At 69.9% G+C, this 23,880-nt stretch carries 19 protein-coding genes; 9 read left to right on the forward strand and 10 right to left on the reverse strand.

Annotated features, from left to right (window positions below; genetic code table 11):
* Positions 1 to 16: 16 nt before the first annotated feature.
* The 3 genes from FHY06_RS15580 to FHY06_RS15590 form a co-directional block, all read right to left on the reverse strand.
* Positions 17 to 2,071: a CHAT domain-containing protein gene (locus tag FHY06_RS15580; RefSeq protein WP_260310460.1), complete on the reverse strand. Its 2,055-nt coding sequence runs from the start codon at positions 2,069 to 2,071 to the stop codon at positions 17 to 19.
* A gap of 253 nt (positions 2,072 to 2,324) precedes the next feature.
* Positions 2,325 to 4,526, reverse strand: a complete 2,202-nt coding sequence (katE, locus tag FHY06_RS15585) for a catalase HPII (protein WP_132752048.1) — start codon at positions 4,524 to 4,526, stop codon at positions 2,325 to 2,327.
* Positions 4,527 to 4,592: 66 nt separating this feature from the next.
* Positions 4,593 to 4,742 carry a hypothetical protein gene (locus tag FHY06_RS15590; protein ID WP_019655668.1) on the reverse strand — a complete coding sequence of 50 codons (150 nt, stop codon included), beginning with the start codon at positions 4,740 to 4,742 and terminating at the stop codon, positions 4,593 to 4,595.
* Between the two features lie 224 nt (positions 4,743 to 4,966).
* Here FHY06_RS15590 and FHY06_RS15595 point away from each other — a divergent pair, with 224 nt between their 5' ends.
* Positions 4,967 to 5,785 carry a transglutaminase-like domain-containing protein gene (locus FHY06_RS15595; protein WP_184605724.1) on the forward strand — a complete coding sequence of 273 codons (819 nt, stop codon included), beginning with the start codon at positions 4,967 to 4,969 and terminating at the stop codon, positions 5,783 to 5,785.
* A gap of 21 nt (positions 5,786 to 5,806) precedes the next feature.
* Here the strand turns inward: FHY06_RS15595 and ligD are convergent, their stop codons facing one another.
* The 3 genes from ligD to FHY06_RS15610 form a co-directional block, all read right to left on the reverse strand.
* Positions 5,807 to 8,419 carry a DNA ligase D gene (ligD, locus tag FHY06_RS15600; protein WP_184605725.1) on the reverse strand — a complete coding sequence of 871 codons (2,613 nt, stop codon included), beginning with the start codon at positions 8,417 to 8,419 and terminating at the stop codon, positions 5,807 to 5,809.
* A 21-nt stretch (positions 8,420 to 8,440) separates the two neighbouring features.
* On the reverse strand, positions 8,441 to 9,463 hold the full coding sequence (ku, locus tag FHY06_RS15605; RefSeq protein ID WP_184605726.1) for a non-homologous end joining protein Ku: 1,023 nt from the start codon (positions 9,461 to 9,463) through the stop codon (positions 8,441 to 8,443).
* Positions 9,464 to 9,535: 72 nt separating this feature from the next.
* Positions 9,536 to 10,543, reverse strand: a complete 1,008-nt coding sequence (locus tag FHY06_RS15610; RefSeq protein ID WP_019655664.1) for a succinylglutamate desuccinylase/aspartoacylase family protein — start codon at positions 10,541 to 10,543, stop codon at positions 9,536 to 9,538.
* Between the two features lie 172 nt (positions 10,544 to 10,715).
* Between FHY06_RS15610 and FHY06_RS15615 the strand changes: the two genes are divergently transcribed.
* The gene (locus FHY06_RS15615; protein ID WP_126183953.1) at positions 10,716 to 10,982 is read left to right on the forward strand and encodes a hypothetical protein; all 267 of its coding nucleotides are present in this window, start codon (positions 10,716 to 10,718) and stop codon (positions 10,980 to 10,982) included.
* On the opposite strand, the gene rpe is transcribed toward FHY06_RS15615, so the two are convergent.
* Positions 10,972 to 11,667 (reverse strand): ribulose-phosphate 3-epimerase, encoded by a 696-nt coding sequence (gene rpe, locus FHY06_RS15620; RefSeq protein WP_019655662.1) that lies wholly within the window; start codon positions 11,665 to 11,667, stop codon positions 10,972 to 10,974. The genes FHY06_RS15615 and rpe overlap by 11 nt on opposite strands.
* A 60-nt stretch (positions 11,668 to 11,727) precedes the next feature.
* Between rpe and apaG the strand changes: the two genes are divergently transcribed.
* The 5 genes from apaG (at position 11,728) to thiL (ending at position 17,639) form a co-directional block, all read left to right on the forward strand.
* Entirely contained in the window at positions 11,728 to 12,123 is a 396-nt protein-coding gene (gene apaG / locus FHY06_RS15625) for a Co2+/Mg2+ efflux facilitator ApaG/CorD (protein ID WP_019655661.1), read from the forward strand.
* A 69-nt stretch (positions 12,124 to 12,192) separates the two neighbouring features.
* Entirely contained in the window at positions 12,193 to 14,184 is a 1,992-nt protein-coding gene (locus tag FHY06_RS15630; protein ID WP_184605727.1) for a transporter-like protein TlpB, read from the forward strand.
* A 17-nt stretch (positions 14,185 to 14,201) separates the two neighbouring features.
* Positions 14,202 to 15,446, forward strand: a complete 1,245-nt coding sequence (locus FHY06_RS15635) for a cation:proton antiporter (protein WP_184605728.1) — start codon at positions 14,202 to 14,204, stop codon at positions 15,444 to 15,446.
* Positions 15,443 to 16,651, forward strand: coding sequence for a YbdK family carboxylate-amine ligase (locus FHY06_RS15640; RefSeq protein WP_019655658.1), 1,209 nt, complete (start codon positions 15,443 to 15,445; stop codon positions 16,649 to 16,651). Before FHY06_RS15635 ends, FHY06_RS15640 begins: the two co-directional genes overlap by 4 nt.
* A 31-nt stretch (positions 16,652 to 16,682) precedes the next feature.
* Entirely contained in the window at positions 16,683 to 17,639 is a 957-nt protein-coding gene (gene thiL, locus FHY06_RS15645; protein ID WP_184605729.1) for a thiamine-phosphate kinase, read from the forward strand.
* 120 nt (positions 17,640 to 17,759) lie between these two features.
* Here the strand turns inward: thiL and FHY06_RS15650 are convergent, their stop codons facing one another.
* Both FHY06_RS15650 and FHY06_RS15655 read right to left on the reverse strand, forming a co-directional pair.
* Complete coding sequence (locus tag FHY06_RS15650; protein ID WP_019655656.1) at positions 17,760 to 18,470, reverse strand: DUF3053 domain-containing protein; 711 nt, start codon at positions 18,468 to 18,470, stop codon at positions 17,760 to 17,762.
* Positions 18,471 to 18,506: 36 nt separating this feature from the next.
* Positions 18,507 to 19,403 carry a LysR family transcriptional regulator gene (locus tag FHY06_RS15655; protein WP_184605730.1) on the reverse strand — a complete coding sequence of 299 codons (897 nt, stop codon included), beginning with the start codon at positions 19,401 to 19,403 and terminating at the stop codon, positions 18,507 to 18,509.
* Between the two features lie 97 nt (positions 19,404 to 19,500).
* Here FHY06_RS15655 and FHY06_RS15660 point away from each other — a divergent pair, with 97 nt between their 5' ends.
* Both FHY06_RS15660 and FHY06_RS15665 read left to right on the forward strand, forming a co-directional pair.
* Complete coding sequence (locus FHY06_RS15660; RefSeq protein WP_184605731.1) at positions 19,501 to 20,535, forward strand: Bug family tripartite tricarboxylate transporter substrate binding protein; 1,035 nt, start codon at positions 19,501 to 19,503, stop codon at positions 20,533 to 20,535.
* Positions 20,536 to 20,556: 21 nt separating this feature from the next.
* Entirely contained in the window at positions 20,557 to 22,272 is a 1,716-nt protein-coding gene (locus FHY06_RS15665) for an FAD-dependent oxidoreductase (RefSeq protein WP_184605732.1), read from the forward strand.
* Positions 22,273 to 22,293: 21 nt separating this feature from the next.
* Here FHY06_RS15665 and FHY06_RS15670 read toward each other — a convergent pair whose 3' ends face one another.
* Positions 22,294 to 23,763, reverse strand: a complete 1,470-nt coding sequence (locus FHY06_RS15670) for an MFS transporter (protein ID WP_184605733.1) — start codon at positions 23,761 to 23,763, stop codon at positions 22,294 to 22,296.
* Positions 23,764 to 23,880: the final 117 nt, after the last annotated feature.

The raw sequence follows: 23,880 nt of genomic DNA on the forward strand, positions 1-23,880 counted from the left end.
TTGGCAGGTTTTCATGTCAGCTACCCACCGTGAGACGCCAGTTGCCGATCAGGTTGAACGGCGCCCAGAAGAAGGGGTGGGACATCTTGGGATCCTTCAGCACCGCGAGCTGGCCGGCCTGCATGGCCTTCTGGATGTCGCGGCCCTTCGAGAGCTCGCCGTAGAGCGTGCTCATGAGCACGGCGGTGGCGTCGTCCGACACCGGCCACAGCGACGCGATCAGGCTGGAGCTGCCGGCCGAGAGAAACGAGCGCGTGAAGCCCAGCACCTCGTCGCCCTGCGCGATGCGCCCCAGGCCCGATTCGCAGGCCGAGAGCGTGACCAGCGCGGTGCCGTCCATCGGCAGCCCGAGGATCTCGTGCGCCTCCAGGAAATTCTGCTTGCCGCCCTCGTTGGCCAGCAGGATGCGCGAGTACAGCGGATCGACCGCATCGGCCTCGGCATGGGCCGCCACGTGCATCAGCGGGGAGCGCGCGGCCACGTCGCGGAACTGCGTCTTGGTGGCGGCCGCGCCCATGTAGACGGCGTTGCGCGGGAAGAGCTGCGCGAGCTGCTTCACCTCGGTCTCCGCGCCGGGCAGGTCGTACTTGTCCTCGATGCGCGGATTGCCGAACGCGGTGAGCGAGGCGTTCACGCGCGGCGTGCGCTGCGCGAGCTGCACCGCGATGCTCATGGAAGGCGCCACGGCCACCGGATGCGTCTCGATGATGTAGCGGCCGTCCAGCCGCAGCGCCTGGAACGGCAGGTAGTGCAGCGGCCCGTGCGGCACCACCACCAGCCGCTGGCCCGGTGCGATGCCCAGCGGGCCGAGCAGTGCGGCACCCAGCTTGTCGGCGTTGGTGATGGCGGTGCGCCGCCCGCGCACGATGGAGTTGCGGAAGGTCTCGACCAGCTCGTTGAGCTCGTCGCGCTTCACCGCCACGGACTTCTCCACGATGCTGTCCGGGCCCACCACCCACACCACGAGGCGGTCGGGCAGCGAATGGAACTGCACCACGCGCTCGTCGGCCGCGAGCGTGCGCTGCAGCGCGGGGAGATCGACGGTGGCGGCGGCCTGCTCGCTGATCTTCGCGCGGCCGCGCACCGCGTCGAGCAGGGCGCGCGCACGGCTGCGTTCGCTCACCTCGAAGGCCTGGCGTGCATCGCCCGCGTCGCTGTAGACGGCCACGCCGCGCTCGAACACCGTCTGCAGGTCCGAGAACAGGCCCATCTTGAATTCCTCGCTGCGGAACCTCGCGCGCACCTTGTCGACGTCGCCCAGCGCTCGGCCCACGGCCTCGGCGGCGGCCTGCTTCTGGCCCAGCGCGAGTTCGCTGCGCGCCACGCCGTCCCAGGCCCAGAGGCGGTAGTACTCGGTGTCTGCGCCCACCTGCCGGGCGGTGAGCGCGCGGTAGGCATCGCGCGCCTCGGCGGGCTTGTTCTCCGCCAGCAGCAGCCGGGCGCGGGTGCGGTCGAGCTGCGCGGCGAGCGGCGCGTCCTTGGGCGGCCCCATGGTGCCGAGCACCTCGCGCGCCCGCGCCGCATCGCCCGATTCGATCAGCGCGTTGACCAGCGATGCCTGCACCAGCGGCGCATAGCGCTGCGAGCTGTTCGCCAGCGCCTCGTCATAGCTGAGCACCGCGCCCGAATAGTCGCCGCGGCGCGAACGCACGTCGCCGATCACCTTCTGCACCGGGCCGACCACCAGCTTGGGGTCGCGCGCCTGGTGCCTGAGCGCCTCGCGCGCGAACTCCTCGGCCTTCTCGAGCTGGCCCGAGTAGCTGTAGACGATGGCCAGGTCGCGGTTGGCCATGGCCATGAGGTTGGGATCGTTGGTGGCGTTGGCCAGGTGCAGCGCCTTGCTCGCGGCACGTACGCTCTGGCGGAACTCGCCCGCCTCGGCCAGCGCGACGGCCTGGCTGCAGTACTGATAGCCGGAGAGCTTGACCGAGTCCTGCCCGTAGAGCACCGCGCCCTCGCTGGTCAGCGCCAGCAGCGTGTCGGTGTCCGCGAGGCGGGCCTGCTCTGCCTTGCTGGCGGCGGCTTCGGCGCTCGTCGGCTGCTGTGCCCACGCCACGGAGCCATGGCCCATCAGAAGAATGCCTGCAAGACCGAGCGCACCTGCGATGCCGGCACGACGACGTGCAGGGCGCTCCCTTCCCCATCTCGAAAACCACGCCATTGGACCCCCGCGTATGGCCCTGTGGGTCCGCCTCGGCGGACCATCGACATCGCGGGAGTGCGCGCCGTTCAGGCCTCGGGGGGAAAGTCTAGGAGCGCCCCTGGGGCGCGCCTATTCGCATTACGGTCTAGCCCTAAAGGACTAGGAACGCGGGGCCTGCGGCCTATGCAGGAACGGCGTCGATGTTCGCGCGGTCCCAGTGGCGATGCTTGGCGATGGCGGCAATGAAGCGCTGCGCGATCTCGGTCGCGGCCGTGTTGTCGCCCAGGTTGGTGACCGGCGTCGCCGCAGCCACCACGCCGGCGGGCGTTTCCTCGGGCGGCGTGTTCTCGTCGATGCCCAGAGAGGACAGCAGCCGCGCACCCTCGCCCACCGTGCAGATCGCCTTGCAGTGCTTGTAGGCCTCCAGCACGAAGTGCACCGCGTCGCCCATGCCCGCGAGCGCCGCGGCGCCCTCGGCACCGGCGGGCACGAGCACCGCGTCGAACATCACCGAGGGCGTGTTGACGAAGGTCGCATCCACCTCGATCTGGCGCCTGGACGCGCTGGCGACGGTGCCCAGGCGCGGGCCCACCACCTTGCATTGCGCGCCCGCATGCTCGAGCGCGTCGCGGATCGGCTTGAGCGAGGCCGAGTCGACGCCGTCGGCCACGAGGATCGCGATCTTCCGCGTGCGGATGGAGCCGTCGCCGGTGTCGGCCATGCTCAGCGCGGGCGACTCGTCGATGGGCAGCGACATGCGGTGGTCGCGGAAGCCCGCGCGTCCCGCCGCCGCCCTCGCATCGGGCTCGCCGATGCCCAGCGGCTCGGCCACGCGACGCGCAAGCTTCTCGTCCACATGCGCGAGGTTGTCGACCATGCGCTGGCGGATGGCCGGCACCTCCAGCTTCGACAGCTCGAAGCGGAAGGCCGCGATGATGTGCTCCTTCTCGGCCGCGCTCTGGCTGTCGAAGAACAGGCGCGCCTGCGTGAAGTGGTCGTCGAAGGAGGCGCTGCGCCGCCGCACCTTGGGCGGATCGATCTCCTCGGGGAACGACTGGAAGCCGTGGCTGCCGCCGTCCACGCGGAACTCGGTGCCGCTGCCCAGCGTGTTGGGCTCGTAGGCCACCTGGCCGCGCGCGATGGTCTGGCGGTGCATGCCGTCGCGCTGGAAGTTGTGGAAGGGGCACACGCCCTTGTTGATCGGCAGCTCGTGGAAGTTCGCGCCGCCCAGCCGCGAGATCTGCGTATCGGTGTACGAGAACAGGCGCCCCTGCAGCAGCGGGTCGTTGGTGAAGTCGATGCCGGGCACGAGGTGACCGGGATGGAAGGCCACCTGCTCGGTCTCGGCGAAGAAGTTGTCGGGGTTGCGGTTGAGCACCAGCCGGCCGATCTTCTGCACCGGCACCATCTCCTCGGGGATGAGCTTGGTGGGGTCGAGCAGGTCGAAGCCCAGCGAGTGTTCCTTGTCCTGCGGTATCAGCTGGACGCCGAGCTCCCACTCGGGGAAGTCGCCGTTCTCGATGGCTTCCCACAGGTCGCGGCGGTGGAAGTCGGGGTCCTTGCCGGCGATCTTCTGCGCCTCGTCCCACGCGAGGCCGTGCACGCCGAGCTTGGGCTTCCAGTGGAACTTCACGAAGTGGCTTTCGCCTCGGCTGTTGATGAAGCGGAAGGTGTGCACGCCGAAGCCTTCCATCATGCGCAGGCTGCGTGGGATGGCGCGGTCGCTCATGGCCCACATCAGCATGTGGGTGCTCTCGGGCATCAGCGAGACGAAGTCCCAGAAGGTGTCGTGCGCGCTCGCGGCCTGCGGCATCTCGTGGTGCGGCTCGGGCTTGACGGCGTGGATCAGGTCGGGGAACTTGATCGCGTCCTGGATGAAGAACACCGGGACGTTGTTGCCCACGAGGTCGTAGTTGCCCTCGCGGGTGTAGAACTTGACGGCGAAGCCGCGCACGTCGCGCACCGTGTCGGCAGATCCGCGCGAGCCGGCCACGGTGGAGAAGCGCACGAACACGGGCGTCTTCGCCTCCGGGTCCTGCAGGAAGTCGGCGCAGGTGAACTGCGACATCGACTTGTAGACCTGGAAGTAGCCGTGCGCCGCCGAACCGCGCGCATGCACCGCACGCTCCGGGATGCGCTCATGGTCGAAGTGCGTGATCTTCTCGCGCAGGATGAAGTCTTCGAGCAGCGTCGGGCCGCGCACGCCCGCTCTCAGCGAGTTGTGGTTGTCGGGAAACTGCAGGCCCTGGTTGGTGGTGAGCGTGGTGGGGTGCTCGACGGTGAAGCCTTCGAGCTGCTGCTGCTTGGGGTTCGCAGCATCGCCCGAGCCGGTCTTCGAGGCACTGGCGCGACGGCCTGCGGCGGCCTTGTTCTGAGGTGACATCGGGGACTTGCCAGGATCTTTCTTCATTGGTGGAGATTCGTGACGGAACAAGAAGGAACTGCTTCGTCAGCCTGCCTCGCCGTTGTCCAGGAACATGTCCAGCACGTTCACCAGGGCGATGAGGCAGATGCAGCCCGCCACCGCGGCGACACCCCAGACGAGGATTTCATCTCCCCAGGTGCTGGTGAATGAATCGAAAAGCGTCGAAAACTCCATGATTTCCCCTCCGGATTTCGCCCCTCTGGTGGCGGATGACTTGCAAGAGAGCAAAGGTTATGTTTTGCAACGCCTGCACACCGTAGTGGCGCCCCCTTCGCGTCTGTGGGAGAAAACGCGGGTGCGCGGTAGGAGCCCGCCGACAGCGCAGCGCACCCGCCTACGAAGCTTCGCGAGTCCGGCCCGTGGGCGCAACGCGCGGCGCTGCATAGGATCGGGCGACCATGTTGATCAGAATCGGCTTCGACATCGAACTGCAGGTGACGGCACCCACGGCGCTGATCCACATGCTGCAGGTGCACCCCTCGCGCGCAGGTGACCTGCAAGGCGGGGAGAACCTCGAACTCAGCCCCGCGCTGCACACGGACCACTACATCGACGGCTTCGGAAATCGCTGCGCCCGCGTACGCATACCGCAGGGCGTGGACAGCGTGCGCCTGCGCAACCACGCGCTGGTGTACGACACCGGCCAGCCCGACCCGGTGCATCTCGAAGCCCGCCAGCTCGCTGCGGCCGAACTGCCGGTGGAGACGCTGCCCTTCGTGCTGCCCAGCCGCTACTGCGAGGTCGACAGCGAACTGCTGGCCTTCGCCTGGGACCACTTCGGGCAGGTGGCCTCCGGCTGGCCGCGCGTGCAGGCGATCTGCGACTTCGTGCACAGGCACCTTCGCTTCGACTACGGCAGCGCCCGCGCAACGCGCACCGCGCTGGAGGGCTTCCGCGAAGGCACGGGCGTGTGCCGCGACTTCGCGCACCTGGCGATCACGCTGTGCCGCGCCATGAACATCCCGGCGCGCTACGCGACCGGCTACCTGGGTGACATCGGCGTTCCGATCGCACCCTACCCGATGGACTTCAGCGCATGGTTCGAGGCCTACCTGGGTGACCGCTGGTACACCTTCGACGCGCGGCACAACACGCCGCGCATCGGCCGCATCGTGATCGCGCGCGGACGCGACGCGGCGGACGTGCCCATCACCATGGTGTTCGGCGCGAACACGCTCAAGCGCTTCGAGGTGACGACGGAGGAAGCGCTCGGCTGAAGCGCTCCCTCGCGCCGGGCTTCAGCCCGGCGGGTAGCCCAGCAGCTTCATCGCTGCGGTGAGGCTCTTGCGGCGGCGCTCCATGCCGGCCCAGGGCTTGTTGCCGATGTCGAAGCGCTCCGCCACGTTGGCGACCGTCCATTGCGCGGGGCCGGCGAGCGAGGGCAGCTCTTCCCAGTCGAGCGGCACCGACACGCCCAGCCCGGGGCGCGAGCGCGCCGACCATGCGCTCACGGTGGTCGCGCCGAAGCCGTTGCGCAGGTAGTCGACGAAGACCTTGCCCACGCGGTTGCGCGGCCCGCTCTTGGCGACGAAGCGCGCCGGGATCGTCTTCGCGAGATGCGCCACCACGGCCTGCGAGAAGCCCTTGACGGTGTCCCAGTCGTACTGCCGGCGCACCGGCACCACCACGTGCAGGCCCTTGCCGCCGCTGGTCTTCAGGAAGGCCGGCAGGCCCAGCTCGTCGAGCAGCGTGCGCACGAGCATCGTGGCCTCCTGCACCTGCGGCCACTCGACGCCTTCACCGGGGTCGAGGTCGAAAGTCATGCGGTCGGGCCTGCCGATGTCGTTCGAGGTGGCGTTCCAGGTGTGCAGCTCGATCACGTTCATCTGCGCGGCGCCGAGCAGCCCCTCCTTCCTGTCGATCTGCAGCAGCGGCTCGTGGCCGGGGTCGAGCGCGGGATCGAGCTGGTTCACGCCGGGAATCTCGCGTGCCTGCAGGTGCTTCTGGAAGAACAGTTCCCCGCCCACGCCCTCTGGCGCGCGCACCAGCGACACGGGCCGCCCGCGCAGGTGCGGCAGCATGAGCTTCGACACGCTGTCGTAGTAGGCGGCGAGCTCCCCCTTGGTGATGCCGCTGTGCTTGTCGATCACGCGGTCGGCGTGGGTGATCTTCTGGGCCATGGACTTGTTTCCTGCTCCTTCGTTGCGGGTGGTGCCGGTGCTCTTTCTCTTCATGGGGGCCTTGGTCGCCTTCGCCTCGATCGCGCGCACGCGCTGCGGCTGCTCTCGCCGGATCTCGCGCGCCGGCTTGTCGCTGCGCAGGCCCTGGAAGACGGCCTGGCGCACGCGATGCTCGCGCGTCCATTCGCCGAAGGAAACCTCGGCCACCAGCGACGGCTCGACCCACTGCGCCTTCACGCCGCGCGGCACGGGCTCGAAGGGGCAGCCGTCCACGGCCAGCCTGTCGAGCTTCGCCTTGACGTCGGCCAGGCGGCTCGCATCGAAGCCGGTGCCCACGTTGCCGCAGTAGCGCAGCCGGCCGCCGTCTTCGTCGTCGTACACGCCCAGCAGCAGCGCGCCGAAGCCCTCGCGCGAGCCCTTGGGCGCGGTGTAGCCGCCGATGACGAACTCCTGGCGCTGCTGGTTCTTGAGCTTGATCCAGTCGGGCGAGCGCCGCGACACGTAGGGTGAACCCTTGCGCTTGCCGACGATGCCCTCGAAGCCGATGCGCGCGGACGACGCGAGCAGGTCGCGCGGCGAGACCTCGAAGGCATCGCTCAGGCGCAGCGGCGCGGGCGGCCTGCCGCCGAGCAGCGCGGCCAGCCTGCGGCGGCGCTCCTCCACCGGCAGTTCGCGCAGGTCCTCCCCGTCGATGAAGGGCGCGTCGAAGAGCCAGTAGACGATCGACGAGGTGGCGCCGCTGTCGAAGGCGTTCTGCAGCGCCTGGAAGTCGGGCGCGCCATTGGGTCCCTCGACGGTGATCTCGCCGTCGAGCCACGCCGAGCGGGTGTCGAGCCGCGAGAGCGCCTCGACGAGCCCCGGCAGCTTCGCGCTCCAGTCGTGGCCGTTGCGGGTGAAGCACCGGACCTTGCCCTTGCCGTCGATGCGCGACAGCAGGCGGTAGCCGTCGAACTTGAGCTCGTAGAGCCAGTCGTCCGGCGTGGAAGGTGGGGATGAGGCCAGCGTCGCAAGCTCGGGTCCGAGCGTGGCGGGCAGCGCGGTCTTCCCGCCTTTGCGCTGCGCCTGCACCTTCTTCGCCTTGGCGGGCGCGGTGGCGGGCTTCGCGGCCTTCGCCGTCTTCTTCGGCGCCTGCCCCACCTCGTCGACGCCCAGCCCGGTGATCACGCTCGCGGGCTCCTGCGCCAACACGTCGTACTCGTCGAGCGGGCGCGCCTCGTCGTCGCGCTCCTTGATGAGCAGCCAGGGCTCGTGCGATTCGTCGCCCTTGCCGCGCATGCGCACCAGCGTCCAGTGGCCGTGCAGCTTCTCGCCGCGCAGCTCGAACTTGAGCTTGCCGGCCGCCAGCGCCTTGCGCGCGTCGCCCTCGGGCAGCCAGTCGCCGCGGTCCCAGACGATGACGGTGCCGGCGCCGTACTGCTTCGGCGGAATGGTGCCTTCGAAGTCGGCGTACGAGATCGGATGGTCCTCCACGTGCACCGCCATGCGCTTCACGCCGGGGTCGAGGCAGGGGCCCTTGGGCACGGCCCAGCTCTTGAGCGTGCCGTCGAGCTCCAGCCTGAAGTCGTAGTGCAGGTGGCTCGCATGATGCTTCTGGATGACGAAGCCCAGCGCGCCCTTGCCGCGCCGTCCGCCGGACTTCGGCTCGGGCGTGCGGGAGAAATCGCGCTTGCCGTGGTAGCGCGCAAGCGCCTTGCGGGCGGTGGAGGAGGAAGAGGACGCGTTGCGTGCCATGGCGTGCGGCGCTCCCCGGGATCAGGCGGCGCGCCGCTGGCGGGCCGATGCACTTCGCGCGGTGCTGCCGCTGCTGCCGCTGCTGCTCCTTGCGGCGGTCTTTCGCTTCTTCGCCGCCGGGCGCCGGGTTCGCGGCGCTTCGGGTTCTTCCTCCTCTTCTTCATCCTCCTCTTCGGCGTCGGCGTTCCTCGCCCTGCCACCGCCACCGGCCCCGCCCTTGCGCAGGCTGCGCTTGAGCAGCTCGGTCAGGTCGATGACCTTGGCGCCGCGGCCGGTGTCCTGCGCCTCGCCTTCTTCCGGGTCGGGCCGGATCACGGTCTCGGTCTGGCCGGCCTTCACCTTCTTGTCGACCAGTCGAAGGATCTCGTCCTTGAACTCGTCGCGGAAGGCTTCGGGGTCCCAGTCGGCGCTCATGTCCTCGACCAGCTCCTTCGCCATCTCGATCTCGCGCTCGCGCAGGCCGGCCTTCTTCACGTCTTCCGAGGGCAGCGGCAGGTCGCTCCAGGGGCGGATGTCGGCGCCCCAGCGCAGCAGGTTCAGCACGAGGCCGGGGCCGACGGGCACCAGCGCCGCGAGGTGCTGTTTGGTCTGGATGACCACGCGGGCCACGCCCACCCGGCCGGTGCGCTGCAGGGTCTCGCGCAGCAGCGCATACACCTTGGCACCGCGATTGATCGGCGCCACGTAGTAGGGGCGCTCCAGGTACACGAAGGGAATGCCGTTGGCCGGTACGAAGCTCTCGATCTCGATGGTCTGCGTGGTCTTGGGGTAGGCGGCGGCGATCTCCTTGTCGCTGAGCACCACGTACTCGCCGCTCTCGTACTCGATGCCCTTGACGATCTGCTCGCGCGCGATTTCCTTTCCGGTCTTCTTGTTGACGCGCTTGTAGCCGACGGGGTCCATGGTCCGCTTGTCGAGCCAGTCGAAGTCGATGCCGTGGTCGACGGTGGCCGAATACAGCGCCACCGGGATGTGGACGAGGCCGAAGCTGATGGCACCCTTCCACAGGACGCGCGGCGCGGGTGCTTTCTTGGTGACGGGCATGTGCGCACTCCTTCATCCTCGAATGTGCGCCGCCCCGGCGGCAGCGCTGTAGGAGCGCGGCCCCAGGCGCCGTCAGGGCGCGCCGGTGCCGCCCAGGGGGCCCAGCTGGCGCTCGCTCGGGCGCGCGAAGTAGAACCACTCGGCGCCCGGCAGCGCCATCGCGTTGGGGAACACGATGAAGCCGTCGTCGGGCGCGCTCAGCAGCGTGCCGTCGTGCCGCATGCCGATGGGCTCGCCGCGCTGCACCTCGTCGAAGGTGGCCCAGTCGCGCACGAAGCTGTCTTCCTCGTGCAGGCGGTCGGTCACGCTGGCCAGGCGCAGCAGCCTGGGCGGCTGCGCGGGACCGCCGGAGAGCCCCTCGGGCAGTTCCGCCATGCCCAGCAGCGCCAGCGTGCGGCGGATGGCGCGCCACGCCACCTCGGGCGCCTTCGGGTCGAGATGCTGGCCGCATTCGAGCGTGACGCCGTAGCCGCCGCGGCTGCGGATGTACTCGTTGGTGCCGCGGCCGAAGTCGAGCTCGGCCTCGCTGGCCGGCGTGCCGCCCGCGCGCTGCGCGAGGCCGGCGGCGTAGATGTCGAGCCAGCCCTCCACCACGATCGGCGTGCCGATGTGCAGCGCGAGCTGGCCTTCCTCGTACGAACGGGCGAAGGGCTCCAGGGTGCCGGTGTTGTCGCGCGGGCCGATCATCGCGAAGGCCTCGCCCTCGCTCTGGAAGGAGTGCAGGTCCAGCAGGACCTCGTGGCGTTCGATGATCGGGGCCAGCACGTTGGTCACGCGGGCTTCGTAGTCGGCCGGCGACCCGCTCGGGCGGAACATGCGGTTGAGGTTGCGCTCGCCCTCGCGCTGCAGGCGGCGCCGCGCGAGCGGGTTGGCCACCGGCACCATGGTGAGTTCGCCGCGCAAGAGCCGCAGCGAGCCCGACTCGAACTCGCCCAGCACGCGCTCGATGCCCAGGGTGCCGGAGATCTCGTCGCCATGCACGCCTCCCATCACGAGCAGCCGGGGACCGGGGTTCAGCGAGGCGAACGAATGGATGCGCAGGCTGTCGGTGGCCGCGCCGGCGAAAGGATCGGAAGACATCCGGGGATTATTGCGGAGCCCCTTGCCCGCAGGCAAAAGCGCTATGCGTTCGATAGCAGAAAGCCACGGCCCGCAAAGGCCGAGGCGAGACCTACAGGGAGTGCCTCGCCCGTCCTACCGGGCAGGCCGGGGCGGCGGCGCAGGCTCGGTGGCTATCAAAAGGAGTCCATGCATGAACAGCAAGAGCAACGCCGGCAAGGCGCAGCCCACCGACCCGCTGAAGGATGCCGGCGGCGGCGACACCAAGGTGGAGCAAGGCGGCGAATCGTCGCCGCGCCTGCCGCACGAGCGCGACCAGTCGTCCGACAGCCAGCAGACGCGGGAGGGCCGCCCGCCCGAGGTGGGCCGCAAGGCCCATGACGACGTGGAGCGCGGCTTGGTCGACACCGACCGCGGCCCGGTGACGGACCGCGTCTACAACGACAAGGTCAGGCGCTGACGACGCCGGCGAGCTGCCTGCGCATCTCGGAGATCACGGCGCCGTAGTCCTTGGCGTTGAAGATCGCGCTGCCGGCCACGAAGGTGTCGGCGCCCGCCGCGGCCACGCGCGCGATGTTGTCGGCCTTGATGCCGCCGTCCACCTCCAGGCGGATGTCGCGCCCGCTCTGCTCGATGCGCTTGCGCGCCTGCTCGATCTTGCGCAGGGCCGAGTCGATGAAGCTCTGGCCGCCGAAGCCGGGGTTGACGCTCATGATCAGGACGAGGTCGATGTCGTCGATCGCCCAGTCCAGCGCCTCCAGGCCCAGCCCGGGGTTGAACACCAGCCCGGCCTTGCAGCCGGCCGCCTTGATGGCCTGGATGCTGCGGTGCGTGTGGGGCGAGGCGTCGGGGTGGAAGCTGATGTAGTCGGCGCCCGCTTGCGCGAAAGAGGCCGCCAGTGCATCGACCGGCTGGATCATGAGGTGCACGTCGATCGGCACCGGCGTGCCGTCCGCCGTCTTGGCGTAGGGCTTGAGCGCCTGGCAGATCATCGGGCCGAAGGTCAGGTTCGGCACGTAGTGGTTGTCCATCACGTCGAAGTGGATCCAGTCGGCACCGGCCGCGATCACGTCGGTCAGTTCTTTGCCGAGGTGCGCGAAGTCGGCGGACAGGATGGAGGGCGCGATGCGGAACGGGGTGCTCATAACCCTCGATTCTCGCAGCCGGCGCAAGCCCGACCAAAGGCCTCCGTTACCATCCGCCCCATGTCACACAGTCCCTTCAGCGTCCAGGTCGAACCGCGCTACCTGGCCGACCAGTCCTCGGCCAAGGACAACATCTACACCTTCTCGTACACGGTCACCATCACGAACACGGGTCCGGTGTCGGCCCAGCTGATCGCGCGCCACTGGCTGATCAACGACGCCTCGGGGCATTCGCAGGAGGTCAAGGGACTGGGCGTGATCGGCCAGCAGCCGCTGCTGGCGCCCGGCGAGACCTTCCGCTACACCAGCGGCTGCCGCCTGCAGGCCTCGAGCGGCACGATGCACGGCAGCTACTTCGTGGTGACGGAGGAAGGCGACCGCTTCGACGTGCCCATTCCGATGTTCGTGCTCGAGGCAGACATAGGCGGAGCACCGGTCTCCCGCGTCCTGCACTGATTTCCCCATGCGCTGATGCCCAGATGAGCACGGCGCGCCCGCTTTCTCCCTTTCTCCCCGCCCCCCGACATGGCTGCCGCATCGCGCGACTTGCAGGGGCTGCTTGCCGGCCTCGATCCCTCGGCCGATGTGGCGCAGCGCCACATCTGGCTCATCGACATCTTCGACTGGGTGCGCGGCGACCGCGCCTCGCCACAGGCGGCCATCGGCCGCGTCCAGCTGCTGCTTGACGCCGTCGAGGCGCGGCCCGAGCTGCGCGAGCGGCTGCGCGCCTGGTGGCGCGTCTTCACGCAGACGGTCGACCTGACGACGCTGCTGGCCGACTACGGCTTCGCACCGCGCACCGCCTTCGCGAGCGAGCTGACGGAGAGGCTGCGCCGCAAGATCCTGCCCGGCACGCCCGAGACCACCGACGCCTCCGACCTGTTCCGCATGGTGCTGCCGGGCGTCTTCGACGCGGGATGGATCGCGCTGCTCGACGAGACGCAGCTCGCCCGCATCGGCGCCCTGCTGGCCGGCGCCGCCCCCGACACCGACGGCGCGCCGCGCTGGCGCCACACGGTGATCGACGCCGTCACCTACTGCGCGAGCCAGGTGGTAGCGGCAGGCTTCTCGCCCGAGCTGCGCCTGCGCATGAGCGCCGACGCGGTCGGCAGCGCGCGCCCCTTCCACGCGCTGATGGCCGACCTGGACGAACTGCGCGAGCAGATGTTCGACCGCCCCGGCCAGCCGCGCGACGAGGAGGCGCTGCAGGCCGCCTTCATCGCCTTCCGCGACCGGCTGGACGCCTGCCGCGCGGCCGCCGCCTCGGTCTACACCCACCTGGAGGACAACGGCATCTCGGTGGGCCTGGTGTTCCGGCTGCGCCAGCTGCGCGAGCGGGTGCTGCGCATCCGCGAGCTGCTCGACTGCCTGATGGCGCCCAACCCCGGGCCCAGCGTGGCGCGGCTGGTGGGCCGGCTGGTGCTGGCCGGCGGCGAGCGCAACAGCATCCGGGCGCTGATCGCCTCCAATTCGTCGATGCTGGCCGCCAAGGTGACCGAGCGCAGCGCCGAGACCGGCGAGCACTACATCACCCGCGACCGCGCCAGCTACGTGCAGATGGTGAAGAAGGCGGCCGGCGGCGGGGCTTTCACCTCCCTCACGGTGCTGATGAAGTTCGGCATCTACGCGCTGGGCCTGTCGGCCTTCTGGAGCGGGCTGAGCGCGGGCCTGATGTATGCGGCCAGCTTCGTCGCGATCCAGCTGCTGCACCTGACGCTGGCCACCAAGCAGCCCGCGATGACGGCGCCGGCCCTGGCGGCCCGGCTGCGCGACATCAGGTCGGACGCGGGGGTGGACGATTTCGTCGACGAGGTCGCCAACCTGGTGCGCTCCCAGGTGGCGGCCGTGCTGGGCAACGTGCTGGTGGTGGTGCCGGCGACGGCGGCCGTCGCGCTGCTGATCCAGTTCGCGCTGGGCCGGCCGCTGCTGGACGCGGCGCATGCGGCTGCGACGCTGAAATCGCTCTCGCTGGCCGGGCCGACCGCTCTTTTTGCGGCAATCACCGGCATCCTGCTGTTTTCGGCCAGCATCGTCGCCGGCTGGACAGAAAACGCCTTTGTCCTGCATCGGATCGACTCTGCAATGCGTTACAACCCCCGCATCGGCGCTTTTCTCGGCGCCGCACGGGCTCGCCGCTGGGCCGACTTCATGCGCAAGAACATTTCAGGCTTCGCCTCCAACATCTCGCTGGGACTCATGCTCGGGCTGCTGCCCGCGGTCGCGGGTTTCTTCGGGCTCGGGCTGGACGTGCGGCACGTGACACTGTCGGCCGGACAGATCGCCGCCGCGGCGGCGTCCACCGGCCTGGCCGTGTTGCATCAACCTGCGCTGTGGTGGGCGGTGGCGGCGATCCCGGTGATCGGCGCGCTCAATGTGAGCGTGAGTTTCTATTTCGCTTTCCGCCTGGCGCTGCGAGCGCACAGCGTGAGCCTGGACGACCGCGCACGCATCCGCAGCGCGATCTGGGCCCGCTGGCGCAGCCGGCCGGTGAGCTTTTTCCTGCCTGGACGAATTTGACGAGCTTACTCAACGATATGCTGGGTTTCTGGTCCGAGTGGGTGCGCCCCTCGGCCGGCCTGCCCACCGTGCTGTGGTCGCTGCTGCTGGCGGCCGCGGCGGCCTCCGGCCACCTCGTGCAACGCTACCTCGGGCTACCCAAGGTGATCGGCTACTCGCTGGTCGGCGCGGTGGTGGGTTTCGCGGGCTTCGAGGGCGCGATCTGGCCGCTGCGCGGCATCAGCCTCTTCCTGCTCGAACTCGCCGCGGCCGTGGTGCTGTTCGAGGCGGGCGGGCGCCTGCCGCTGCGCTGGTTCCGCCACAACCCGATGGTGCTGGTTCAGAGCCTGCTCGAAGCCACGCTGACCTACTTCGGCGTGTACTGGGTGCTCACGCTGCTGGGCCTGCCCGAGCCCGTGGCCAACCCGATCGCGCTGATGGCCATCGTCGCCTCGCCAGCGGTGCTCAGCCGCGTGATCATCGACACGCGCGGCGCCGGCCCGGTGACCGAGCGCGCGATGACGCTGGCCACGCTCAACACCTTCTATGCGCTGGCCCTGGGCTACGCGCAGGCCGGCCTGATCGAGCGCGCGCCGCAGACCCTGCTGCAGAAGCTCTACCCGGTGGCGGTGGTGCTGGGCCTGTCGTTCGTGGTGGGCGCGATCATGGCGCTGGCGCTGCGCTCGGCGCTGCGGGTGATGAGCCCGACGAGCGAGAACACCTCGATCCTGCTGCTGGCGATCATCGCGGCGGGCGCGGCCCTCACCGCGCACATCGGCGGCTCGGCGCCGCTCGCGGCTCTGATCGGCGGCGTGCTGCTCAAGACGCTGAATCCCAAGCCCTGGGCCTGGCAGCGGCAGCTGGGCACGGCCGCCTCGCTGCTGACCATGCTGATGTTCGTGCTGGTGTCCATCGTGGCCGCGCAGGCCGACTGGACGCTGCCGGTGGCCAGCGTGGTGCTGGCCGTGATCGCCGTGCGGCTGCTGACCAAGATCGCCGGCGTGGCTGTGGCCAACCCCGGCAGCGGCGCGAGCTGGAAGCAGGCCTTCTGGGTCGGGTGCGCGATGTCGCCGCTGTCGTCGATCGCCTTGCTCATCGCATCGAATTTCGCCACCGCCTCGCCGCTGCTGGGCACGATGATCACCCAGGTGGCCCTGCCCTCGATCCTGCTGATGGAGGTGGTGGGCGCGGTGCTCGCCACCCTGGCGATCCACGCGGTGGGAGAGAGCTCGGTACCCTGGGCGCCACGGGCCTTCAGCATCACGGAGGACACGCAGCGATGAGCACCACCGCAGCCACCCCCATCGATCCGGACAGCGACGACGTGCGCTCCGCACCGCTGCCTGCCGACCCGGCCAGCCGCGCGGTCAAGCTCGAGCCCTTCAACAAGTCGGAGGCGCTGTCGCTGGGCGTGGAGCTCGAGCTGCAGCTCGTGAACACGCACGACTACGACCTCGCCCCCTACGCCGAGGACATGCTGCGCCTGATGGCCCAGACCCCGCTGCCCGGCAGCGTGGTGCCCGAGATGACCTCGAGCATGATCGAGATCTCGACCGACATCTGCCACTCGGCGCAGGACGTGATCACGCAGCTCTCGCCCATCCGCGAGGCGCTGATCCGCAATGCCGACAAGCTCAACATCGCGGTGGTGGGCGGCGGCACGCATGCCTTCCAGCAGTGGCACGAGCGGCGCATCTACGACAAGCCGCGTTTTCGCGAGCTGTCGGAGCTGTACGGCTACCTGAGCAAGCAGTTCACCATCTTCGGCCAGCACGTGCACATCGGGTGCCCCGATGCCGACGCGGCGCTGCTGATGCTGCACCGCATGTCGCGCTACATCCCGCACTTCATCGCGCTGTCGGCGTCCTCGCCGTTCGTGCAGGGGCAGGACACGCAGTTCGACTCGGCGCGGCTGAACTCGGTGTTCGCCTTTCCGCTGTCGGGCCGCGCGCCCTTCACGCTGAGCTGGAAGGAGTTCGAGGCCTACTTCGAACGCATGACCCGCACCGGCGTCGTGCGCAGCATGAAGGACTTCTACTGGGACATCCGCCCCAAGCCCGAGTTCGGCACCATCGAGATCCGCGTGTTCGACACGCCGCTGACGGTGGAGCGCGCCGCCGCGCTCGCCGGCTACGTGCAGTCGCTGGCCGCATGGTTCCTGCAGGAGCAGCCCTTCGAGCCGACGGAAGACGACTACCTCGTCTACACCTACAACCGCTTCCAGGCCTGCCGCTTCGGCCTCGACGCGGTGTACGTCGACCCCGCCACCGGCCAGCACATGCCGCTGCGCGACCACATCCTGATGACCATGACCCAGCTCGAATGGCACAGCGAGGCGCTCAACGCCACGAAGGCGCTGGGCGAGCTGCGCACCAGCGTGGAAGCCAACCGCAACGACGCACGCTGGCTGCGCGAGAAGCAGGGCAAGGAGCGGCTGCTGGCCGAGGTGGTACGGCAGGCGGCGCTGAGGTTCCGGGGGCAGGCCTGAGCCGCGCCGCAGCGCTTATGCTCTCACCCCCATGGGTGAATTCGACCTGATCGCACGCTACTTCAAGCGCCCCGCCACGCGCTCGCCGCTGGGTGTGGGCGACGACTGCGCATTGCTCGCGCCGGCTGCCGGCATGCAGCTGGCCGTCTCCTCCGACATGCTGGTCGAGGGCCGGCATTTTCTTTCCACCGTCGATCCGGCGCGGCTGGGCCACAAGGCGCTGGCGGTGAACCTCAGCGACCTGGCGGCCTGCGGCGCGAAGCCTCTGGCCTTCACGCTCGCGCTGGCGCTGCCGGGCGTGGACGAGCCCTGGCTCGAAGGCTTCTCGCGCGGGCTGCTCGCGCTGGCCGATGCGCACGGCTGCGAGCTGGTGGGCGGCGACACCACGCGCGGCCCGCTCAACATCTGCATCACGGTGTTCGGGGAAGTGCCGGCGGGCGCCGCGCTGCTGCGCTCGGGCGCGCGCGCGGGCGACGACATCTGGGTGAGCGGGACGGTGGGTGACGCGCGGCTGGCACTCGAGATGTTCCGCGGCACGATCTCGCTGCGCGCCGAGGCCTTCGAGTCGGCGCGCGAACGCATGGAACAGCCCACGCCGCGCGTGGCGCTCGGGCAGGCCCTGCGCGGCATCGCCACCTCGGCGGTGGACGTGAGCGACGGGCTGATCGGCGACCTGGGCCACATCCTCGCATCGAGCGGCGTGGGCGCCACGCTCGACGCCGATGCGACCACTGCGCTGATCTCGGTCGACACCGGCACCCTGGGCCGCGAAGTGCTGCGCACCTGCGCGCTGTCGGGCGGGGACGACTACGAGCTGGTGTTCACCGCGCCCGCTTCGGCACGCGAGGCCGTCATGCAGGCCGGCCTGGGCAGCGCCACGCGCGTCACGCGCATCGGCCGCATCGAGGCCGATGCGGGCCTGCGCATCGTCGACGCGGCCGGAGCGACGGTGTCGCAGCGCTTCGGCTCGTTCGACCATTTCATCTAGTTTTCCTTCGGCGCCGCTTTCCCGGGAAGCACCGAGAAGCCGGCTTTGCCGGGCCTCTGGTGTTGCCTCCGAAGGGGTTGGCCCGCGCGAAACGAAGTGCGCGCAGCCTGGGGGGAGAGCCTATCCCCCTCGCACTACCGCCTGCATCTTCTGCTGCGCCGCATTGATGGCGGCCGACTGGCCGTTCAGCTGCTGCAGCATCTTGTTGAGCTCGGCCTGCACCGCCGGGTCGGTCACGGCGACGCTGCTGCCGCTGATCTGGATCTTCGACTTGTTCTTCTCGATGAAGTCGCCGATAGCCAGTGCGCTGTCGAACACGTTGTCGAGCGCGGGGAACACCTCCTTGAAGGTGGCCGAGGGCGTGGTCACCGTCTTCTCATAGGCCTTGTCGTAGACCTGCTTGAGGTCGTCGGGCTGCTTGAGCTGCGCGTGCGCGGCGTCGGCCTTGGCGGACTGCTGGTCGAGCGCGGTGCGAAGGCCGCCGAGGCCTTCCTTCGCTGCCTTGAGGTCGTCGCGGCGCGCGGGCAGGTCGGCGATGGAGCGCAGCGCGCCCTTGGCCATGATCTGTGTCATGGGCTGGCTCACGGACTTGTTCATGCCCTCGTTGAAATCGGTGATCACCGCGTAGTGCTGCGCATAGTCGCCGAACGAGGCCTTTTCTTCCGGCGTGGGCACCGGTACGCGCAGGCCGGGCTTGTCGAGCACGCGGGTCTGCAGGAAGGAGATGAAGGCCTTGCGCTGCTCGGCCTCCTTGTTGCCGCAGGCCACCAGCGCGAGGCTGAAGGCGACGAGGAGCGACATGGCCCCGAGACGTTGAATGAAAGTTCTCATGGGCCGAGCCCCCTCTGTGTTGTTGTTCCTGAAAAATTATAGGGCGCGCTTCAGCGCCTCCACGAAGGCGCGCGCGGCGGCCGAGAGCGAGTGGCCGCGCTTGGTGACGATGGAGATGTCGCGCGCCACGCGCGGCGAGCTCAGCACCTTGATGACCAGCGACGGATCGGCCTCGGCGCGCGCGAAGGCGGAGGGCATGATCGACGCGCCCATGCCGGCCCCCGTCATCCAGATGGCGGTGGAGAGGAACGACACCTCGTTGACCACGTCGAGCGCCACGCCCGCCTCGGCGGCAGTGCCGTCTATGAGCGGCCGCACGCCGTAGCCCGGGCGCACGGTGATGAGGGGGTGGCCCGCCAGGTCGCTCCAGCGCACCACGCGGGCCTTGGCCAGCGGATGGTCTTCGCGGCAGACCAGGGCGAGGTGGTCGCGCATGAGGCGCTGCACCTCGACCTCGGCGCCGGGCCGCTCCGGCGTGCCGATGCCGAAGTCCACGTGCTCGCCGATGATGCGCGAGACGAACTGGTCGGGCGCGCAGTCGTTCACCAGCACGCGCACGCCGGGGTGCTGCTCGTTGAAGGCGCGCATCGCATCGGGCAGCAGGAAGGCTGCGAGCGTGGGCGTGATGGCGAGCGTGACGCGGCCGCGCTCGAGCGCGGCGAGTTCGCGGAAGTCGTTCGACAGCGAATCCACGTCGCGCAGGATGCGCTCGACCGTCACCATCATCTGCTCGGCCGCCGCCGTGGCCTTGAGCGAACGCGTGGTGCGGTCGAACAGGCGCGTGTCCAGCCCCTCCTCGAGCTGGCGGATCAGCATGCTCACCGCCGACTGCGTGACGAACAGCCGCTGCGCCGCCGCGCTGAGCTTCTTCAGCTGGTAGACGGCGAGGAACGCGCGCAGCTGGCGAATCGTAGGACTGAAGTTCGCATTCATTAGCAAACATGATATTTCATTAGAAATTTCTTGATTTACGAATGAATCCGCCCATCGTTCAATCGTCCGAAAGACGCATCACATTCAAGGAGACCCGATGCCCGCTGCACCTCTTGCACCCGGGAAGAGCGCGCTTCGCCGACGGCTGCTGCTGCTCACCGCGGCGGGCGCGGCGCTGACCGGCGGCAGGAGCTTCGCGCAGGCGCTCGCGTCGCCGCCGCAGCCCGGGGGCGACTTCCCGAACAAGCCGATCCGCCTCGTCGTGACCTTTCCTCCGGGCGGCAGCGCCGACGCGGTGATGCGCCTGCTGGTACCGCGCCTCAACGACAAGCTGGGCCAGCCGGTGGTGATCGACAACAAGCCGGGCGCGGGCGGCAACGTCGGGCTATCGCTGGTGGCGAAGGCGCCGGCCGACGGCTACACGCTGGGCCTGGGCGCCGCGGGCGCGCTGACGGCCAACGTGAGCCTCTATGCGCAGATGCCCTTCGATCCGGTGAAGGACTTCAAGCCCGTCGGAATGGTCGCGGCCACGCCCTTCGTGATCGTGGGGCATCCGTCGATCGCGGCGCGCACGCAGCGCGAGCTGATCGCGCTGGCGAAGGCGAGCCCCGGCACGCTGTCGATCGGCCATGGCGGCAACGGCACGGCCATGCACCTGTCGGCCGCGCTCTTCGCGCAGATGGCCGACGTGAAGCTGGTGGAGGTGCCCTATCGCGGCTCGGGGCCGGCAGCGCTCGATGCCATCGCGGGGCAGATTCCGCTCGCGCTGGTCGACCTGCCCGCATCGCTGCAGCAGATCAGGGCCGGCAAGCTCGTCGCCTTCGCGGTGACGAGCGCGCAGCGCGTGCCGATGCTGCCCGAGGTGCCCACGGTGACCGAGGCCGGGCTCGCGGGCTACGACTCCACCGGCTGGTTCGGCGTGGTGGCGCCCACCGGCACGCCCGCGCCGGTCGTCGCGCGGCTCAACGCCGAGATCGATGCCGCGCTCGGCGACGAGCAGATCAAGGCCTCCATCCGCAACCTCGGTGCCGAGCCCGCGCCGACCTCGCCCGCGGCCTTCGAGGCCTACATCCAGTCGGAAACGAAGAAGTGGGCGAAGGTGATCCAGACCGCCCGCATCCGGCTCGACTGACGACGACGCCACCGCCAGAGCATGACCAACCACAACCACACCTCCGCACTCGAGGCCGACGTGATGATCGTCGGCGCCGGCCCCGTGGGCCTGACCCTGGCCATGGACCTCGCCTCGCGCGGCGTCTCGGTCGTGATCTGCGAGACGCGCCGCTTCGCCGAGCCGCCGAACGTGAAGTGCAACCACGTGGCTTCGCGCACCATGGAGCAGTTCCGCCGCCTCGGCGTGGCGCAGAAGCTGCGCGACGCGGGCCTGCCGCCCGACTACCCGAACGACGTGGCGTTCCGCACCACCGTCACCGGCACCGAGCTCACGCGCATCCCGATTCCGTGCCGGCGCGACCGCTACACCGAGACCGAAGGTCCCGACGCATGGTGGCCCACGCCCGAGCCGCCGCACCGCATCAACCAGATGTACCTGGAGCCGATCCTGCTGAAGCACACGGCCGCGCTGCCGGGCGTGCAACTGCTCAACCGCACGCAGTTCGCAGGCTTCACGCAGGACGACAGCGGCGTGACCGCGATCGCCACCGACATGGACAGCGGCGTCACGCGCAGCATCCGCTGCCGCTACATGGTGGGCTGCGACGGCGGCTCGTCGGCCGTGCGCAAGCAGATCGGCGCGAAGCTCGAAGGCACGGCGGTGATCCAGCGCGTGCAGTCGACCTTCATCCGCGCGCCGGGGCTGCGCGCGCTCATCCCTGGCAAGCCGGCGTGGTCGTACTACGCGATGAACCCGCGCCGCTGCGGCACGATGTTCGCCATCGACGGGCACGAGACCTGGCTGGTGCACAACCACCTGAACGCGGAGGAGCCGGAGTTCGATTCGGTGGACCGCGACCAGTCGCTGCGCAACATCCTTGGCGTGGGCCCCGACTTCGAGTACGAGATCATCAGCAAGGAAGACTGGATCGGCCGCCGCCTCGTGGCCAACCGCTTCCGCGAGGGCCGCGTGTTCCTCGCGGGCGACGCGGCGCACCTGTGGGTGCCCTACGCGGGCTACGGCATGAATGCGGGCATTGCCGACGCGCTCAACCTCTCGTGGCTGCTGGGCGCTGTGGTGCAGGGCTGGGGCGACGAGGCCATGCTCGACGCCTACGAGGCCGAGCGCCTGCCGATCACCGAGCAGGTGTCGAACTTCGCGATGAACCATGCGCAGAAGATGATCCGTGCGCGACGCGCGGTGCCGCAGAACATCGAGGAGCCCGGCTCCGCAGGCGACGCGCTGCGCGCCGAGGTCGGCCACGAGGCCTACGAGCTCAACGTGCAGCAGTTCTGCTGCGGCGGCCTGAACTTCGGCTACTTCTACAGCGGCTCGCCGATCATCGTGGCGGACGGCGAGCACACGGCGCCGCCCTACTCCATGGGCGAGTTCACGCCCTCCACCGTGCCCGGCTGCCGCGCGCCGCATTTCTGGCTGGCCGACGGCCGCTCGCTCTACGACGCCTTCGGCCCCGGCTACACCATGCTGCGCTTCGACCGCAGCGTGGACGTGCGTCCGCTCGAACGCGCCGCAGCCGCCTACGACATGCCGCTCACCGTGCTCGACATCGAGACGGAGGACGTGCCCAAGGCCTACACGCACCGGCTCGTGCTCTGCCGCGCCGACCAGCACGTGGCCTGGCGCGGCGCGCACCTGCCGGCCGAGGTCTACGACCTGGTGGGCACGCTGCGCGGCGAGGGCCAGCGCGTCCGGGCGCGCCGCAAGGCGCTGGCCTGGGAAGGCGTGGTGGCCTGAGCCTCCCGCAGCCTTGCCGGCTCACCAGCCGCGCCGCGCGACCACGCGGTACGCGAGCCACGCCGCTGCAGCGGGCGCGAACGCGAAGCCCGCGAACAGCCACACGGCCGCCGACTTCGCGCCGTCCACGCCGCCCGGCACGCTGAGCCCCGCCGCATTCGCCACCAGCCCCGCCACCGCCGCGCCCACGGCCATGCCGTAGAGCTGCACGGTGGTGATCGAGGCCGAGGCCAGTCCCTGCTCGCCCTTCGGCGCCAGCGACATCACGCGCGTGATCAGGTGCGGCCAGCCGATGCCCACGCCGAGTCCCACGGCCGCGAGCGCGATGGCGATCAGCACGGTCTGGGCGCCTGCGTCGACCGCGCCCGGCGAAGGCAGCAGCCACGCGAGCGCGAGCAGCCCCAGCGTGCAGGCCACCGGGCCCATGCGCAGCATGCGGTCGGCGCCTGTGCCGCTTCGTCCCGACGACAGCAGCGAGCCCGCGCTCCAGCCGCCCGCCATCGCGGCCGTGAGATAGCCCGCCGCCAGCGGCGAATGGCCGTGCAGCAGCTGCAGGAAGTACGGCACGAAGATCTCGGTGGTGCTGCCGATCAGCAGCAGCGCCACGCTGGCGTAGATGGCGCCCAGCGGCGCGCTCACCGCATAGGCGCCGCGCGGCAGCACGCGCACCGTGGCGCGGCCGTCGATGCGGGTGGCGACGAAACCGATGGCCAGCCCCGCCGCCACGCCGGCGGCCTGCCAGCGCAGGTCGGGCACGAGGCCGCTGGCCGCGATGGCGAGCACCGAGGCCGCGAGCAGGCCGATCTGCAATGCCGGCACGCGCGGCGGCGCGGCGGGCCGCTCGTGCCTCACGCCCATCAAGGGCCGCAGCTGCACGAGCACCAGCAGCGCCTGCGCCGCCGCCACCGGCAGCAGGAACCAGAAGGCCCAGCGCCAGTGCCCGGCCTGCGCGAAGAGCCCGCCCACGGCCGGCCCGCACAGCGTGGCCACGCCCCACATGCCCGACACCAGCGCCACCGCGCGCGGCCACAGCCGCTGTTCGAACACCAGCTGGATCAGCCCGTAGCTCAGCGCCGCGAGCAGCCCGCCGCCCAGCCCCTGCACCGTGCGGCCCGCCAGCATCCACGGCATGGCCGGCGCGAGCGCACAGCCGACCGAGCCGGCGCTGAACACCGCCAGCGCCGCCAGGCAGGCGCCGCGCGGGCCGAGCACCGCGAGCAGCCGCACCGACAGCGTGGCGCCGAGGATCGAGCCGATCACGAAGAGCGTGGTGCTCCAGGCGTACCAGTCGAGCCCGCCGATCTCGCGCACCACCGAGGGCAGCACGGTGGTCACGATGTGCACGTTGACCGCGTGCAGCGCGACGCCGCCCGTGAGCGCCAGCGCGCGCCAGCCGTTGCGGCCGCTGAAGAGTTCGCCCCAGGCGGCGGTGGACGTCGGCGGATGCAGGGCTGTGGAGGAAGAGGAAGGCGAGGAAGACGCGGAAGCCATGGGACGCGGGCCGGAAGGCACGAAGAAGCGGAACGAGCCCGGATACTAGGCGTGATAGACCAATTAAACAAGCTATCTCTTTGATAAATAAACGTCGCCGCGCCGGCCCTACCCCGG

The sequence above is a fragment of the Variovorax atrisoli genome (assembly GCF_014195185.1).
Lineage (GTDB): Bacteria > Pseudomonadota > Gammaproteobacteria > Burkholderiales > Burkholderiaceae_C > Variovorax > Variovorax atrisoli.